At 72.7% G+C, this 14,815-nt stretch carries 14 protein-coding genes; 12 read left to right on the top strand and 2 right to left on the bottom strand.

From position 1 onward, the window contains the following. Positions 1 to 91: 91 nt before the first annotated feature. Positions 92 to 958, bottom strand: coding sequence for a dihydropteroate synthase (folP, locus tag ACGFJ7_RS33275; protein ID WP_360253706.1), 867 nt, complete (start codon positions 956 to 958; stop codon positions 92 to 94). Positions 959 to 1,128: 170 nt separating this feature from the next. Between folP and ACGFJ7_RS33270 the strand changes: the two genes are divergently transcribed. From ACGFJ7_RS33270 to ACGFJ7_RS33250, 5 genes are all read left to right on the top strand, one after another. Continuing rightward, positions 1,129 to 1,977 (top strand): hypothetical protein, encoded by an 849-nt coding sequence (locus tag ACGFJ7_RS33270; RefSeq protein ID WP_360253704.1) that lies wholly within the window; start codon positions 1,129 to 1,131, stop codon positions 1,975 to 1,977. Continuing rightward, the gene (locus ACGFJ7_RS33265; RefSeq protein WP_392645708.1) at positions 1,974 to 2,390 is read left to right on the top strand and encodes a phage holin family protein; all 417 of its coding nucleotides are present in this window, start codon (positions 1,974 to 1,976) and stop codon (positions 2,388 to 2,390) included. Before ACGFJ7_RS33270 ends, ACGFJ7_RS33265 begins: the two co-directional genes overlap by 4 nt. Then, complete coding sequence (locus ACGFJ7_RS33260) at positions 2,366 to 3,025, top strand: DUF3618 domain-containing protein (RefSeq protein ID WP_360253700.1); 660 nt, start codon at positions 2,366 to 2,368, stop codon at positions 3,023 to 3,025. Before ACGFJ7_RS33265 ends, ACGFJ7_RS33260 begins: the two co-directional genes overlap by 25 nt. A gap of 64 nt (positions 3,026 to 3,089) precedes the next feature. Next, positions 3,090 to 4,037 (top strand): TIGR03557 family F420-dependent LLM class oxidoreductase, encoded by a 948-nt coding sequence (locus ACGFJ7_RS33255; protein ID WP_392645706.1) that lies wholly within the window; start codon positions 3,090 to 3,092, stop codon positions 4,035 to 4,037. 30 nt (positions 4,038 to 4,067) lie between these two features. Further along, positions 4,068 to 4,898, top strand: coding sequence for a glycosyltransferase (locus tag ACGFJ7_RS33250; RefSeq protein WP_360253696.1), 831 nt, complete (start codon positions 4,068 to 4,070; stop codon positions 4,896 to 4,898). Here ACGFJ7_RS33250 and ACGFJ7_RS33245 read toward each other — a convergent pair whose 3' ends face one another. Next, positions 4,899 to 6,305 carry an aldehyde dehydrogenase family protein gene (locus tag ACGFJ7_RS33245; protein WP_392645704.1) on the bottom strand — a complete coding sequence of 469 codons (1,407 nt, stop codon included), beginning with the start codon at positions 6,303 to 6,305 and terminating at the stop codon, positions 4,899 to 4,901. A 129-nt stretch (positions 6,306 to 6,434) separates the two neighbouring features. Between ACGFJ7_RS33245 and ACGFJ7_RS33240 the strand changes: the two genes are divergently transcribed. Genes ACGFJ7_RS33240 through ACGFJ7_RS33210 form a run of 7 tightly spaced genes read left to right on the top strand, consistent with a single transcriptional unit; the run spans position 6,435 to position 14,810 of the window. Further along, positions 6,435 to 8,063 carry a carbamoyltransferase C-terminal domain-containing protein gene (locus ACGFJ7_RS33240; RefSeq protein ID WP_360253692.1) on the top strand — a complete coding sequence of 543 codons (1,629 nt, stop codon included), beginning with the start codon at positions 6,435 to 6,437 and terminating at the stop codon, positions 8,061 to 8,063. Continuing rightward, complete coding sequence (locus ACGFJ7_RS33235) at positions 8,060 to 9,079, top strand: glycosyltransferase family 2 protein (RefSeq protein WP_392645702.1); 1,020 nt, start codon at positions 8,060 to 8,062, stop codon at positions 9,077 to 9,079. Before ACGFJ7_RS33240 ends, ACGFJ7_RS33235 begins: the two co-directional genes overlap by 4 nt. Then, positions 9,076 to 10,647, top strand: coding sequence for an HAD-IIIA family hydrolase (locus ACGFJ7_RS33230; protein ID WP_392645700.1), 1,572 nt, complete (start codon positions 9,076 to 9,078; stop codon positions 10,645 to 10,647). Before ACGFJ7_RS33235 ends, ACGFJ7_RS33230 begins: the two co-directional genes overlap by 4 nt. Next, positions 10,644 to 11,570, top strand: a complete 927-nt coding sequence (locus ACGFJ7_RS33225; RefSeq protein WP_360253686.1) for a glycosyltransferase family 1 protein — start codon at positions 10,644 to 10,646, stop codon at positions 11,568 to 11,570. Before ACGFJ7_RS33230 ends, ACGFJ7_RS33225 begins: the two co-directional genes overlap by 4 nt. Continuing rightward, complete coding sequence (locus ACGFJ7_RS33220) at positions 11,555 to 12,772, top strand: glycosyltransferase (protein ID WP_360253684.1); 1,218 nt, start codon at positions 11,555 to 11,557, stop codon at positions 12,770 to 12,772. Before ACGFJ7_RS33225 ends, ACGFJ7_RS33220 begins: the two co-directional genes overlap by 16 nt. Continuing rightward, positions 12,772 to 13,407, top strand: a complete 636-nt coding sequence (locus ACGFJ7_RS33215) for an SIS domain-containing protein (RefSeq protein ID WP_360253682.1) — start codon at positions 12,772 to 12,774, stop codon at positions 13,405 to 13,407. Before ACGFJ7_RS33220 ends, ACGFJ7_RS33215 begins: the two co-directional genes overlap by 1 nt. Beyond that, positions 13,404 to 14,810: a PfkB family carbohydrate kinase gene (locus ACGFJ7_RS33210; RefSeq protein ID WP_392645697.1), complete on the top strand. Its 1,407-nt coding sequence runs from the start codon at positions 13,404 to 13,406 to the stop codon at positions 14,808 to 14,810. Before ACGFJ7_RS33215 ends, ACGFJ7_RS33210 begins: the two co-directional genes overlap by 4 nt. Positions 14,811 to 14,815: the final 5 nt, after the last annotated feature.

Here is a 14,815-nt window from a genome sequence, read left to right as displayed (position 1 = left end):
TTCTTCCCTAGACAAGAAGAGATGATCGATCAAGGGCTGTCCTCATGATCAGCCGGGGTCGATGCCGCACAGCTGCACGTTAAAACTCAAGCTAGATGTTGTGCCGAAGATAAGCCGGCTCCCGCCACCCCAGGAGCGCCTCGGTCATCCGCACAGCATCCACAGCGGACCGAACATCATGAACCCGCACGATCCGAGCCCCCCGCTCGACGCAGAAGACCAGCGCCGCCAACGTCCCCGCCAGCCGTTCATGCTGGGGAGCGTCCAGCGTCTCCCCGATGAAGTCCTTGTTGCTGACCGCCGCCAGCACCGGATACCCGATCTCCGCGATCTCACCCAGCCGCCGCGTCAGCTCGAGCGTGTGCCGGGTGTTCTTGTTCAGGTCCGGCCCCGGGTCGATGATGATCTGATTCGGCCGTACGCCGTGGTCCAGCGCCACCCGTACCCGCTCCCGGAGGAAGTCTCCCACCTCCGTTGTCACGTCCCTGTACTGCGGGCTCGGCCACAGCGTGCGCGGCGCCGCCAGGCTGTGCGTGATGACCAGCTGGGCGTCCGTGCCCGCGACCACGTCCGCCATCGCCGGGTCCCGCAACCCCGACGTGTCGTTGATGACCCCCGCTCCCGCCTTGATGGCCTCCGCCGCCACCTCCGGCCGGAACGTGTCGACCGAGACCACCGTGCGGGAGCGTGCCACCTCCACCACCGGCAGCACCCGGTCCAGTTCTTCCGTCACCGGCACCTCGGGCCCCGGCGCGAACGGCACCCCGCCCACGTCGATCCAGTCGGCGCCGCCGTCGGCCGCCGCCTCGACCGCTTCGACGGCCCGGTCGAGCGCGAAGGTCCGCCCCCGGTCGTGGAACGAGTCGGGGGTGCGGTTGACGATCGCCATCACCGCGACCTGACGGGAGAAATCAAAAGTGCGCCCGCCGATGATCCGGCTACCGAGAAGATCGCTCACGATTCGCGAGCGTAACAGGCGACCGGGCACACGGCAGAAGCGGCCGCATACCCCTATTTCCGCGGATCATGCGGATGAATATTAGCTCTATCCCGCAGCCGAATTCGTGAATGGGCCGAGGCGAACCCGGGTAGCTCAATTGACGTCGAAATCCCCACTGGAGGAAACCCATGAGTGACGTGCCATCGGGCGTTCGCGGACCGGGCGCCGTCGATCCCGTCGAGGTGCCTACCCAGGCGACGTACCCGACCGAGACGTACACGACCGAGGTCTATGCCGAGACCTATTCCTCCCCCTCGGCGCCGGAGCAGCCGAGCGGCGCCAAGGAGAAGGCCAAGGAGGTCGCCTCCCAGACCGGCCACGCCGCCGGTGAGGCCGCGGCCGATGTGAAGGACACCGCCAAACAGCAGGCCCGGCGGGTCGGTTCCGAGGCGAAGGCGCAGGCCAGCAACCTGGCGTCGGATGTCAAGAGCAAGGTCAACGAGCAGGCGCGTTCGCAGAACGACCGGCTTGTCGGCTCCATCCGGGACACCGCCGACCAGCTCGACCAGATGCGCGGCGACCGCGGGGACACCCCGGCCGCGCAGGTCGTGACCCGGATCGCCGACGGTGGCCGCCAGTTCGCCGACTACCTGGACCGGAACGGTCCCGAGGGTGTGCTGCGCGAGGTGCAGGACTTCGCCCGCCGGCGTCCCGGCGCCTTCCTGGCCACCGCCCTGGCCGCCGGTTTCGTGGTGGGCCGCCTCGGCAAGAGTGTGGCCAAGGCCGAGTCGAGCTCGGACGCCGCCAAGCCGACCAGCGACTCCTTCGTGTCCGGCTCGGGCGCCGACACCACCGCGCAGTACGCGACCGGGTACCCGGCCACGCCGGCCACCCCGGCCACCCCGACCTACCCCGCCGGGACGAGCACCGCGCCGACCGGCGGTTACGCCAGCGCCACCGAGTACACCTCGACCGGCACCGGCACGCCGGCGGTGGCCAGCGAGTACGTGGTGGACAGTCCGGAGCGTCCACGATGACCACCCCGTTCCAGCAGAACCGCTCGGAAGAGGTCGCCGAGACCTCGGTGGGCGAGCTGATCGGCAACATCAGCAATGACCTGTCCCAGCTCTTCCGGCAAGAGGTGGAGCTGGCCAAGGCCGAGGTCCAGCAGGAGGCGAAGAAGGCCGGCAAGGCGGCCGGGCTGCTCGGCGGCGCCGGGTTCGCCGGCTACCTGGCGGTGCTGTTCCTCAGCCTCGCCGCCGTCTTCGCCCTGGACGCCGTGATGCCCGCCGGATGGGCCGCGCTGATCGTGGCGGCCGTCTGGGGGATCGTCGGCGCCGTCCTCTACGCGAACGGCAAGAAGAAGCTCAAGAACGTCGACCCGATGCCCCGTCGCACCGTCGACACCCTGAAGGAGGACGCCCAATGGCTGAAGAACCCGACCGGCTGAGGCAGGACATCGAGAACACCCGGCGTTCGCTGACCCGCGACGTCGACCTGCTCGCCGAGAAGACGAGCCCCACGAAGGTGGCGCAGCGGCGCTGGACCGCGGTCAAGGAAAAGGTCATGGGTGTCAGCGACTCGGCGTCGAGCAAGGCGTCGGATGTAGGAGGAACGGTGAGCGACAAGGCGAGCCAGGTGGGCGGCGCGGTCAGCGACAAGGCGAGCCAGGTCGGCAGCGCGGTCAGCGACAAGGCCGGCCAGGCCGGCGACGTGGCCAGCGAGAAGGCGCACCAGGCGGTCGGCGCGGTCAAGCAGGCCCCGCAGGCGGTGGCCCAGCAGACGCAGGGCAACCCGATCGCGGCCGGCATCATCGCGTTCGGCGTCGGCATGCTGGCGGCCACGCTCATCCCGGTCACCGAGGCCGAGAAGAGCGCGGGCGCGGCCCTCAAGGAGCACAGCGGCGACCTGACCGAGAAGGTCAAGGACGCCACTCAGGAGCTGCGCGAGGACCTTCAGGGCTCGGCGCAGGAGGCCTTGGGCCAGGTCAAGGAGACGGCGCAGGACGCCGTGGCGACGACCAAGTCGACGGCCCAGGACAATGTCCAGGACGTCCGGGACCAGGCGCGTTCCGCCGCTTCCTGAATCAGCCTGAACCCGGCTCGGACCAGCGCGTTTGCGACGGTCCGGGCCGGGAAGCTGTTAGGACATGAAACTCGGATACAAGTTGGCCGCGGAGGCCTTCGGACCCAAGGAGCTGATCCGCCAGGCGGTCCAGGCCGAGCAGGCCGGATTCGACTTCGTGGAGATCAGCGACCACTTCCACCCCTGGCTCGACGTGCAGGGCCACTCGCCGTTCGCCTGGAACGTGCTGAGCGCGATCGCGATGCGCACCGAGCGGCTGGGCCTGGCCACCGGTGTCACCTGCCCGACCGTGCGCTACCACCCGGCGATCATCGCGCAGGCCGCGGCGACGCTGGCCATCCTCTCCGACGACCGTTTCACGCTGGGCATCGGCGCCGGCGAGCGGCTCAACGAGCACGTCGTCGGCCAGGGTTTCCCGAGCGTGCGGGGCCGGCACGAGCGTCTGGTGGAGGCGCTGGACATCATCAACCTGCTCTGGCGGGGCGGTTACCAGTCGTACGAGGGCAAGCACCTGCAGCTCGAGGACGCGCAGGTGTTCGACCTGCCCGAGAAGCTGCCGGTCATCGCGGTGGCCGCCGGCGGTAAGGACGCGGCGGAGCTGGCCGCCATCCACGGCAGCGGCCTGTTCGTCACCGAACCCCGCAAGGACCTGGTCGAGACGTACACCCAGAAGGGCGGAAAGGGCCCGAAGTACGCCGAGGTGTCCGTCGCCTGGGCGCCGACCGCGGAGGCGGCGGTCAAGGCCGCGCACGAGACCAGCCGCTGGGGTGTCACCGGCTGGAAGGTGATGGCCGAACTGCCGAATCCGGTCAATTTCGAGGCGGCGTCGGCGACCGTGCGCCCCGAGGACGTGGCCGAGAAGTTCGCGCACGGGCCGGACCCCGAGCCGTATGTCAAATCGGTCAAGGAATACACGGAAGCGGGATACGACCACATCGTTCTGATGAATGCGGGCCCGGATCCCGATGGCTTCTTCGATTTCTTCTCGAAAGAGTTGAAAAATCAGCTCTAAGAAAAGTGTGTACGGGGTAAGCGCTCCGCCATGTCGCTGAAAGCCGAACAATTGTCGGTGGAGACCGACGACGTCACCGTCGTGGTCGCCACCCGGAACCGGGCCGACCGGCTGCGCGAGACGATGCCCCGGCATCGCGCCCGGACGATCCTGGTCGACAACGCGTCCGACCAGGAGCTGCCCGCCCTGCCCGGCGTCGACGTGGTCCGCCTGGACGCGAACCGCGGCGCGGCCGCCCGCAACGTGGGCGTGGAACGGGCCCGCACCCGTTATGTGGCTTTCGCCGACGACGACTCGTACTGGACGCCCGGCTCCCTCGCCCGCGCCGCCGCCATCATGGACGCCCATCCCCGGGTGGCCCTGCTGGCGGCGCGGGTGCTGGTCGGGCCGGAGGGCCGGCTCGACCCGGTGTCGGCCGAGATGGCCGCGAGCCCGCTCGGGCGGGGGAGCGCCGGGCCGTCCGTCCTCGGCTTCCTCGCCTGCTCGGTGATCGTGCGGCGGGACGCTTTCCTGGCCGCCGGCGGCTTCGAGCCGAGACTCTTCGTGTACGGCGAGGAGGCGCTGCTGGCCATGGACCTCGCCGCCGCCGGGTACGAGCTGTCGTACGCCGCCGAGCTCACCGTGCGGCATCTGCCACAACCGGCGGGCCGGGACAACGGCGCGCGGGCCCGGCGGGAGACGCGCAACCGGATGTTGACCGCGGTGCTGCGCCGCCCGCTTCCCGTGGTCGGGCGGACGCTGCTCACCGCCGTACGGCAAAGCCCTCGATCGGTCTTGGACGTGACCCGGGACCTGCCCTGGGCGCTCAACCACCGAAGGCCGCTCCCGCCGGAGGTGGAAGCGGCCTTGCGGAAGCTGTAGCTACCAGCCCGACGGCGGCGCCTCGATGTGCACCGCCTTGGTCGCCGTCATCTCGTCGAGCAGCTCCGGGCCGTAGCCGAAGCCCTGCCCGCTCCCGCGCCGGGGATGCGCGGCGCCGCCCGGAGCCCCGCCGAAGACCGCGTTGACCTTGACCGTGCCGGCCGGCAGCGTGCGCCAGGCCTGCTGGGCGTGGCTCATCGAGCTGGTCAGCACGGTGGCCGCCAGGCCGTAGGGGGAGTCGGCGGCGCGGCGCAGCCCCTCGTCGAACGAGTCGACGACCATGACCGGCGCCACCGGGCCGAACGTCTCCTCGCGCATCACCGCCATGTCGTCGGTGCAGTCGGCGAGCACGGTCGGTGGGTAGTAGGCGCCGGGGCCGGCGGGGACGGCGCCTCCGCGTACGGCCCGGGCCCCGTCCTTGACCGCCTGTTGCACCTGCTCGTCGACCGCGTCGCGCATCCGGCGGTCGACCATGGGCCCGATCCGGGTGGCCCACGAGTCGGCCTCGGTGGCCAGGCAGTCGAGGAAGGCGGAGGCGACGTCGCGGTGCGCGTAGACGCGTTCGACGGCCACGCAGATCTGGCCCGAGTTGACGAAGGCGCCCAGCGCGACCTGCTGCGCCGCCCAGGCCGGGTCGACGTCGGCGTCCACGATCACCGGGTCCTTGCCGCCGTTCTCCAGCAGCGCCTTGGCGCCGGTGCGGGCGCAGGCGGCGGCGATCGACCGGCCGGTGGCGGTCGAGCCGACCTGGGCCACGACGTCCACACCGGAGGCGGCCAGGGCGGCGCCGACCGAGCCGTCGCCGTTGACCAGGTTGAGCACGCCGGGCGGGAAGTGCGGGGCCAGCAGCTGGACCACCCGCCAGCCGGTGGCCGGGGTCCGCTCGCTGGGCTTGTGCACCACGGTGTTGCCGGTGACCAGGGCCGCGCCGAGCAGGCCGCAGGCGACCGCCACCGGGTCGTTCCACGGGGTGATCACCGCGACCACGCCGCGCGGGCCGTACGCCATCAGGTCGATCGCGCCGTCGTCGCCGGCCAGCGTGCGGCCGCGGTGGGTGGGGCCGAGCTCGGCGTACTGCCGCAGGGTGCCGACCCCGGCGCCGATCGACTCCCGGGCGCCGTCCACCGGCTTGCCCATCTCGGCGCTCATGATCTCGGCGAGCTCGTCCGCGCCCGACTCGAGGGCGGTCGCGGCGGCGTGCAGCGCGGCCGCGCGGGCCGCCGGAGCGGTGCTCGCCCAGCCTGGCGCGGCGTCGCGCGCGGCCTGCACGGCGGCCGTCACATCGCCTGGCGAACTGAGCGGGACGACGGTCACCGCGGTGCCGTCGGCGGGGTTCACGACGGTCAGCTTGTGGCCCGAACTGCCCGGTCCCCAGCTGCCCGCGACGTACTGCTCCACGTCATACATGAGCGGGCGTTTGCCCAGGTGCAACGGTCTCAAACCTCGTATCAGTGCAGGTGGGAGGCCACTTTTTATTTTTTGGAGAAGTCAATGATCATGGGAGTACTTCTCCCGAGCCGGGGTATCCGGCGCCACATGCGTGTCCTGGGAATCAACGCCATCTTCCACGATCCGGCCGCCGCGCTGATCGTCGACGGCCGCGTCGTGGCCGCCGCCGAGGAGGAGCGGTTCAGCCGGCGCAAGCACGGTAAGAGGCCCGTCCCGTTCGCCGCCTGGGAACTGCCCGAACTGGCCGCGGCCTGGTGTCTCGAGGAGGCCGGGCTGCGCCCGGACGACCTGGACGTCGTCGCCTACTCGTTCGACCCCGCACTGACCCGCGACCTCTCGTCGCTCGGCGTGAGCGACCCGTCCGACGCGATGCGCGTCGACTACGCCCGCCGGGCGCCGCAGTTCCTCGCCACCGCGCTGCCCGGCCTCGACCCCTCGCAGGTGACCTTCGTTGCGCACCACGTGGCCCACGCCGCCTCGGCCGGGCTGTCCGTGCCCGAGGACAGCGCGGTGCTCGTGCTGGACGGCCGCGGCGAGGTCGCCAGCCACCTGGCCGGCGCCTATCGCGGCGGCGAGCTGGAAATCCTCAAGAGCCAGGAGTTGCCCCACTCGCTCGGTCTGCTCTATGAGGACCTGACCCGCCACCTCGGGTTCCTGCACTCCAGCGACGAGTACAAGGTGATGGCGCTCGCCTCGTACGGGCGCCCCAAGTTCCTCGGTCTGCTCCGCGACCTCGTGCACGCCAACGACGACGGGGGCTTCACCGTCGAGCGCATCGACTGGGACGCGCTGGCCAAGGCGCGCACCGCCGACGGCGAGATGACCGAGGCCCACGCCGACCTGGCCTCCAGCGTCCAGACCAGGCTCGAGGAGGTCATGCTCGACCTGGCCAGATGGACGTACGAGGCGGCGGGCGGCCCGAAAACCCTGACCATGGCCGGCGGCACGGCGCTGAACTGCGTCGCGAACGCCCGGATCGCCGCCGAGGGCCCGTACGAGCGGGTGTGGGTGCAGCCGGCCGCCGGCGACTCCGGCACGGCGCTGGGCGCGGCTCTCGCCGTCGGCAAGAAGAACATCCCGTTCGGCTCGGCCGCGCTGGGCCGGGGCTGGAGCGACGAGGAGCTGGAGGCGGAGCTCAAGCGGGCCGCTCTGCCGTACACCCGGCCCGACTCGATCGCCGCCGAGGCCGCCCGCGTGCTGGCCGGCAACGGCATCGTCGCCTGGTACCAGGGCCGCAGCGAGTACGGCCCGCGCGCGCTCGGCCACCGCTCGCTGATCGCCCACCCCGGCGACAAGGACACCCAGACCCGGATGAACGACGTCAAGGGCCGCGAGCAGTTCCGGCCGATCGCGCCGATGGTCCGGGCCGAACGCTTCGCCGAGATCTTCGAGGGCGTCTACCCGAGCCCGTACATGCTCTTCGTCCACAAGGTGAAGCCGGAGTGGAAGGACCGCATCCCCGCGGTCACCCACGTCGACGGCACGGCCCGCGTGCAGACCGTCCACACCGACACCGAGCCGCTGGTGGCGTCGCTGCTGGCGGAGTTCGAAGAGCTCACGGGCCTGCCCGTGGTGGTGAACACGTCGCTCAACACGGCCGGCCGCCCGATGGTCGACACGCCGCGCGAGGCGATGGAGCTGTTCGGCTCGGCCCCGGTCGACCTGCTCGCGCTGGGCCCGTTCGCCGTGCACCGGGCGAAGGCGTTCGGCGCGTGATCTCCATAGTCGTGCCCACACTGGGCCGCCCCAGCCTGGCCGCCCTGCTCGCGGCCCTCGGGCCACTGCCGCCGGAGGTGGAGCTGGTCGTCGTCGACGACCGGCCCGCACCGCATCCGCCGCTGGCCGTGGACTTCCTGGACGCGAAGGTGGTAGCCGGACCCGCGCGCGGCCCGGCGGCCGCCCGCAACGCGGGTGTCCGCGCCGCCCACGGCGACTGGATCGCCTTCCTCGATGACGACGTATTGCCCGATTCGGACTGGATTATTCGCCTGCGTGAGGATCTGGAGGCGGCCGGCTCGGAGGTCGGGGGAGTGCAGGGCACGCTGCGCGTGCCGCTGCCGCCCGACCGCCGCCCGACGGACTGGGAGCGGGTCACGGCGGGCCTGGCCGACGGCGCTTGGATCACGGCCGACATGGCTTACCGGCGCGCCGCGCTGGCCGGGGCCGGCGGATTCGACGAGCGTCTGCCGCGAGCTTTCCGGGAGGACGCGGACCTCGCTTTCCGCGTACGCCGTGACGGCTGGACCCTGACCCGCGGCAACCGCCGGGTGACCCACCCGGTACGCCCGGAGAGCCCCTGGGTCAGCATCCGCACCCAGCGCGGTAACGCCGACGACGCCCTGCTTCGCCGCCTCTACGGCCCGGAGTGGCGCTCGCTGCTGGAGATCCCGCCGGGCCGCCGCTCCCGCCACGCCGCGGTGACCCTCGCGGGCACGGTCGCCCTGTCCGCCGCCGCGGCGGCCCTGCTCGGTTCCGGCCGCCCGTCGTGGGGGCGGGGAGTCTGGGCCGCTGCCGCGATCGGGGCGGGGCTGGGCTGGGCGGCGGGAACCGCGGAGTTCGCCGCCGCGCGGATCGCGCCCGGGCCGCGGACGCCGCGTGAGGTGGGGACGATGCTGGTGACCAGCGTGGTCATCCCGCCGGTGGCCGTCGTGCACTGGCTGCGCGGGGCGTGGCGGTGGCGGAAGGCGGAGCCACTTGTGCCGGCCGCGGCGCCTGTGGGGGCGAGCCGGTGACCGAGCTGTTCGACGCTGTGCTGTTCGACCGGGACGGCACGCTCGTCGTGGACGTGCCCTACAACGGCGATCCGTCACTGGTGGAGCCCATGCCGGGCGCCCGGGAGGCGGTCGACCGGCTGCGCGCGGCGGGCCTGCGCCTGGGCGTGGTCACCAACCAGTCGGGCCTGGCCCGGGGCCGGTTCACCGCCGGCCAGCTGGCCGCCGTGAACCGGCGGATCGACGAGCTCTTCGGTGGCTTCGACACCTGGCAGATCTGCCCGCACGACGACACCGCCGGCTGCGACTGCCGCAAGCCCGCTCCCGGCCTGGTCGTCGCGGCCGCCGAGGCGCTGGGCACGACCCCGGCCCGCTGCGTGGTCGTCGGCGACATCGGCCGGGACATGGGCGCCGCCCTGGCCGCCGGCGCCGCCGGCGTCCTGGTGCCGACCCCGGTCACCCTGCCGCCCGAGGTGGCCGCCGCTCCCGCGGTCGCCTCGACCCTTGGGGAAGCGGCCGAGCTGATCCTGAGCCGCGAAGCTCTGGTCACCCCGGCTCCGCGTTCCACGCCGGCCGGGACCGTGCTGGTCGTTCGCTCCGACTCCGCTGGGGATGTGCTGGTCACCGGGCCCGCGGTTCGGGCCGTGGCGCACGGGGCCCGGCGGGTCGTGATGCTCTGTGGGCCGCGGGGGCGGGCGGCCGCTGAACTGCTCCCGGGCGTGGATGAGATCGTCGAGTGGCGGCTGCCGTGGATCGACGCCGAGCCGCCGGCGGTCGAGGCCGAACAGATGGCCGCGCTCACCGCGCGGCTGCGGGACATCGGTGCGGACGAGGCGGTCGTCTTCACGTCGTTCCATCAGTCGGCGCTGCCGCTCGCGCTGTTGTTGCGGGTCGCCGGGGTCGGGCGGATCACGGCGATCAGCGACGACTACCCGGGATCCCTGCTCGACGTCCGGCACCGCGTGCCGCCGGGGATCCCCGAGGCCGAGCGGGCCCGCAGCGTCGCCGCGGCGGCCGGCTTCGGGCTGCCGCCGGGCGACGACGGCCGTCTGCGGGTGACCGGGGCCCGTCACCAGGACGGCGGCGAGTACGTCGTGGTCCACCCGGGAGCGAGCTGCGAGGCCCGGTCCGGCCCGCCCGAGACCCTGCGGCGGATCGTGGCCGCGCTGGCCGCCGACGGGCACCGCGTGCTGGTGACCGGTGGCTCCGGCGAGCGCGCGCTGGCCTCGTACGTCAGTGGGGGTGTGGGGGTTGAGGTAGGGCGGACCACCTTCCGGGAGATGGCCGATCTGCTGGCCCGGGCGAGCTGCCTGGTCGTCGGCAACACCGGGCCGGCGCATCTCGCGGCCGCGGTCGGTACGCCGGTGGTCAGCCTCTACGCGCCGACCGTCCCCTACGGACAGTGGGGGCCCTACCGGGTTCCGAACGTGCGGCTCGGCGACGCCGGTGCGCCCTGCCGCGACTCCCGGGCCACCGTCTGCCCGGTCGCCGGCCATCCCTGCCTGTCCGACATCGAGCCTCAGCAGGTGGTGGCGGCCGTCCGGCTGCTCGCCTCCGGGGCTCACGAGCGCACCGAGGTAGCAGCGTGAACATTCTGCTCTGGCACGTGCACGGATCCTGGACGACCTCGTTCGTCCACGGCAAACACCGCTACCTGATCCCGGTCAACGAGGCCCGCGACGCGATGGGCCGTGGCCGGGCACAGACCTTCGACTGGCCGGCCACCGTTCAGGAGCTGCCGCTGGAGGAGATCCGCGACGTCGACGTGGCGATCGTGCAGCGGCCCGAGGAACTCCAGTTCGTTCCGCGCGGGGTGCCGGTGATCTACGTGGAGCACAACACGCCCAAGGGCGACGTGCCGAACAGCCGGCATCCGATGGCCGACCGGGACGACCTCGTCGTCGCCCACGTCACCGACTTCAACGAGTTGTTCTGGGACACCGGGGGTACCCGGACCACGGTGATCGAGCACGGCATCGTCGAGCCGTCACCACGCTGGTCGGGCGAGGTCGAGCACCTGGCGATCGTGACCAACGAGCCGATCCGGCGGAACCGGGTCACCGGCACCGACCTGTTCCCGCGGTTCGCCGCGGTGGCGCCGCTGGACGTGTTCGGGATGGGCGTCGAGGGCCTGCGCGGGCCCCGGATCACCCCCTACGACGATCCGCCGCAGCACGTCATGCACGCGGAAGTCGCCCGACGGCGGATTTATCTACATCTCACTCGCTGGACGTCGCTGGGGCTCAGCCTCATCGAGGCCATGCAGATGGGCATGCCGGTCGTCGGGCTGGCCACCACCGAGGCGGTCGCCGCGGTGCCACCCGACGCCGGGGTGCTCGACACCCGCGTCAGCACGCTTGTCGAGGCCACGCACTGGCTGCTCGAGGACGCCGAGGCCGCCCGAAGCCTCGGAGCCCGGGCCCGCCAGGTCGCGCTGGCCCGCTACGGCCTGGACCGGTTCCTCGCGGACTGGGACCGGCTGCTGGAGGAGGAAACATGCGCATCGCGATGATCTCGGAGCACGCCAGTCCGCTCGCCGCCCTCGGCGGCATCGACGCCGGCGGGCAGAACGCGCACGTGGCCGAGCTCGCCGGCGCGCTCGCGGCCGACGGGCACGAGGTACGCGTCTACACCCGGCGCGACAGTCCCGACCTGCCCGCCGTGGTGCCGGTGGGCTCGCTGTTCGAGGTCGTGCACGTGCCGGCCGGCCCGGCCACCGCGCTGCCCAAGGACGAGCTGCTGCCGTACATGGGACAGTTCGCCGAACGGCTCGCCGCCGACTGGCGCGACGAGTGGCGGCCCGACGTGGCCCACGCGCACTTCTGGATGAGCGGGCTGGCCGCCGTCACCGCGGGGCGGGCCACCGATGTGCCGGTCGTGCAGACGTACCACGCGCTCGGCTCGGTCAAGCGGCGCCACCAGGGCGCGGCCGACACCAGCCCGCCCCGGCGGATCGCCTACGAGCGGGAGCTCGGCCGCGCGGTCGACCGGGTGATCGTGCAGTGCCAGGACGAGGTGCGGGAGCTGATCAGGCTCGGCGTGCCGCGGGCACGGATGTCGCTCGTGCCCTCGGGCGTCAACACCGACCGGTTCCGCCCGAACGGGCCGGCGATGCCGCGCGGCAAACGGCCGCGCATCCTCACCGTGGCCCGGCTGGTCGAGCGCAAGGGCGTCGAGGACCTGATCCGCGCGCTGCCCGGCGTGCCGCGGGCCGAACTCGTCGTGGTGGGCGGGCCCGCGCTGGACGAGCTCGACGCCGACCCGTACGCCCAAAAGCTGTTGACCCTGGCCGAGGACTGCCGGGTCGGTGACCGCGTGCGGCTGGCCGGCGCGGTCGCCGCCCACGAGATGCCGGCCTGGTACCGCTCGGCCGACGTGGTCGCGGCGACGCCCTGGTACGAGCCGTTCGGGCTGACCGTGCTGGAGGCGATGGCCTGCGGCGTGCCGGTGGTCGGCTCGGCCGTCGGCGGGCTCACCGACACCGTGGTCGACGGCGTCACCGGCGACCTGGTGCCGCCCCGCGACCCGGCCGGCCTCGCGGTCGCGCTGCGCAAACTGCTCGCCGACGACGTCCGGCGCATCTCCTACGCGGCGGCCTCGGTCGACCGCGCCGTGCACTCCTACGCCTGGCCCCGGATCGCCGGACGGCTCGCCGCCGTCTACGCGGACGCGGCCGGTGTCACCCCCGAAACCACCCGTGAGGCGGTTGCCTGATGACCCACGATCTCTCCCCGATCGACGCTCACCTGACCGCGCTGGCCACCTCGATCGTGCCCTTCCGGGCGGTCGCGGGCCGCCTGGCGCGGTGGGGCGGCCAGCTCGCCTGGCACCTCGGCCAGGGCGGCCGCCTGCTGGTCGCCGGCAACGGCGGCAGCGCGGCCGAGGCCCAGCACCTCGCGGCCGAACTGGTCGGCCGGCTCCGCGACGAGCGGATGCCGCTGTCGGCGATCGCCCTGACCCCGGACTCGTCGGCGGTCACCGCGATCGGCAACGACTACGGCTTCGAGGAGGTCTTCGCCCGGCAGGTCCGCGCCCACGGCCGCCCCGGCGACGTGCTGATCGCGATGTCGACCAGCGGCCGCAGCCCGAATCTGATCGCGGCGGTGCGGGCGGCCAAGGAGTGCGGCATGCGCACCTGGGCGATGACCGGCGAGGGCCCGAACCCGCTCGCCGACGCCAGCGACGAGGCGCTGCGCTGCCCGTCGCCGGACAGCCAGGTGGTCCAGGAGCTGCACCTGCTCTCGGTCCACCTGATGTGCGAGTACATCGACGCGACTCTGCCGGCGGTGGTACGCCCTTTCGCCGACACCCCGGAGATCATCGGCGAGCAGATGCGGGTGGGCGTATGAGCCCGCTGCTGGTCATCATCGGCGACACCCTGCTCGACAAGGACGTCGAGGGCAGCGTGACCCGGATCGCGCCGGACGCGCCGGCTCCCGTCCTGGACGAGCGCGAGGTCAGCGACCGCCCGGGCGGGGCGGGCCTGGCGGCTCTGCTGGCGGCCCGGCAGGGGCACGAGGTCGCGCTGGTCACGGCCCTCGCGGACGACGAGGGCGGCGCGCGGTTGAGCCGGCTTCTGGCCGAGGCCGGGGTACGGGTGTACGCGCTGCCGCTGCCCGGCGCGACACCGGAGAAGGTACGGCTGAGGGCCGACGGGCAGGTGCTGCTGCGCCTCGACCGGGGCGGCTCGCCGCAGGAGCCGGGGGAGGCGCCGGCGGCGGCGCTGGAGGTGCTCGGCTCGGCGGCGGCGATCCTGGTCAGCGACTACGGCCGCGGCATGGCCCGGCACCCGGCGATCCGGCGCGCCCTCGGCGAGGTGAAGGCGCCGATCGTGTGGGATCCGCATCCGAACGGCCCGGCCCCGGTGCCCAACGTCCGCCTGGTCACCCCCAATGCTTCCGAGGTACGCCGGATGAGCGGCGACGCCGGAGGCGGTTCCACCCTGACCGTCGCCCAGCGCGGCGGCCATCACCTGCGGCAGCTCTGGCGGGCCGGCGCGGTAGTGGTCACCTGCGGCGGCGACGGCGCCGTCCTGTGCCACTCGGGTCCGACACCGCTGGTCGTCCCGGCCCCGGAGGTGTCCGACGGCGACACGTGCGGCGCCGGCGACCGCTTCGCCGCCACCGCCGCCCTGGCGCTGGCCTCGGGCGCCCTGGTATCGGAGGCGGTACAGGAGGCGGTGGCCGCTGCTTCCTCGTATGTGGCCGGTGGAGGGGTCACCGCAGCGCTCGCGCCTACCCCCGAGTTGGTCGACAAGTCGGAAATGCCGGATAGGGTGGGCGCGGCGGAGGCCGGAAAGCTCATCGCCGCGGTGCGCGAACGAGGGGGCACGGTCGTGGCGACCGGGGGCTGCTTCGATCTGCTGCACATCGGTCACCTGGCCACGCTTCAGGCCGCGCGCAAGCTCGGTGACTGCCTGATCGTCTGCCTGAACAGCGACGACTCGGTACGGCGGCTCAAGGGGCCGGAGCGTCCGCTGACCAACGAGCGCGACCGCGGCCGGCTGCTCGCCGCCCTGGACTGTGTGGACGCCGTCGTCGTGTTCGACGAGCCGACGCCCGAGTCCGTGCTGTCGTGGCTGCGGCCCGACGTCTGGGTCAAGGGCGGCGACTACGCCGACGGCGGGCCCGAGCTTCCCGAGGCCGAACTGGTCAAGCGGTGGGGCGGCCAGACCGTCATCGTCCCCTATCTGGACGGTCGTTCCACCACCCGAACCATCGCCGCGGCCCGGTCCGCGACGTCACAGAGATGAGGAGA

The organism is Actinoplanes sp. NPDC048988 (genome assembly GCF_043197815.1).
Taxonomy (GTDB): Bacteria; Actinomycetota; Actinomycetes; order Mycobacteriales; family Micromonosporaceae; genus Actinoplanes.
This window is presented reverse-complemented; position numbering and strand designations above follow the sequence as displayed.

Bases quoted from the DNA above. Each gene is read 5' to 3' on its own strand.
- ACGFJ7_RS33270 (WP_360253704.1), top strand. From the start codon at position 1,129: ATGAGTGACGTGCCATCGGGCGTTCGCGGACCGGGCGCCGTCGATCCC.
- ACGFJ7_RS33265 (WP_392645708.1), top strand. From the start codon at position 1,974: ATGACCACCCCGTTCCAGCAGAACCGCTCGGAAGAGGTCGCCGAGACC.
- ACGFJ7_RS33260 (WP_360253700.1), top strand. From the start codon at position 2,366: ATGGCTGAAGAACCCGACCGGCTGAGGCAGGACATCGAGAACACCCGG.
- ACGFJ7_RS33255 (WP_392645706.1), top strand. From the start codon at position 3,090: ATGAAACTCGGATACAAGTTGGCCGCGGAGGCCTTCGGACCCAAGGAG.
- ACGFJ7_RS33250 (WP_360253696.1), top strand. From the start codon at position 4,068: ATGTCGCTGAAAGCCGAACAATTGTCGGTGGAGACCGACGACGTCACC.
- ACGFJ7_RS33245 (WP_392645704.1), bottom strand. From the start codon at position 6,305: ATGTATGACGTGGAGCAGTACGTCGCGGGCAGCTGGGGACCGGGCAGT.
- ACGFJ7_RS33240 (WP_360253692.1), top strand. From the start codon at position 6,435: ATGCGTGTCCTGGGAATCAACGCCATCTTCCACGATCCGGCCGCCGCG.
- ACGFJ7_RS33220 (WP_360253684.1), top strand. From the start codon at position 11,555: ATGCGCATCGCGATGATCTCGGAGCACGCCAGTCCGCTCGCCGCCCTC.
- ACGFJ7_RS33215 (WP_360253682.1), top strand. From the start codon at position 12,772: ATGACCCACGATCTCTCCCCGATCGACGCTCACCTGACCGCGCTGGCC.
- ACGFJ7_RS33210 (WP_392645697.1), top strand. From the start codon at position 13,404: ATGAGCCCGCTGCTGGTCATCATCGGCGACACCCTGCTCGACAAGGAC.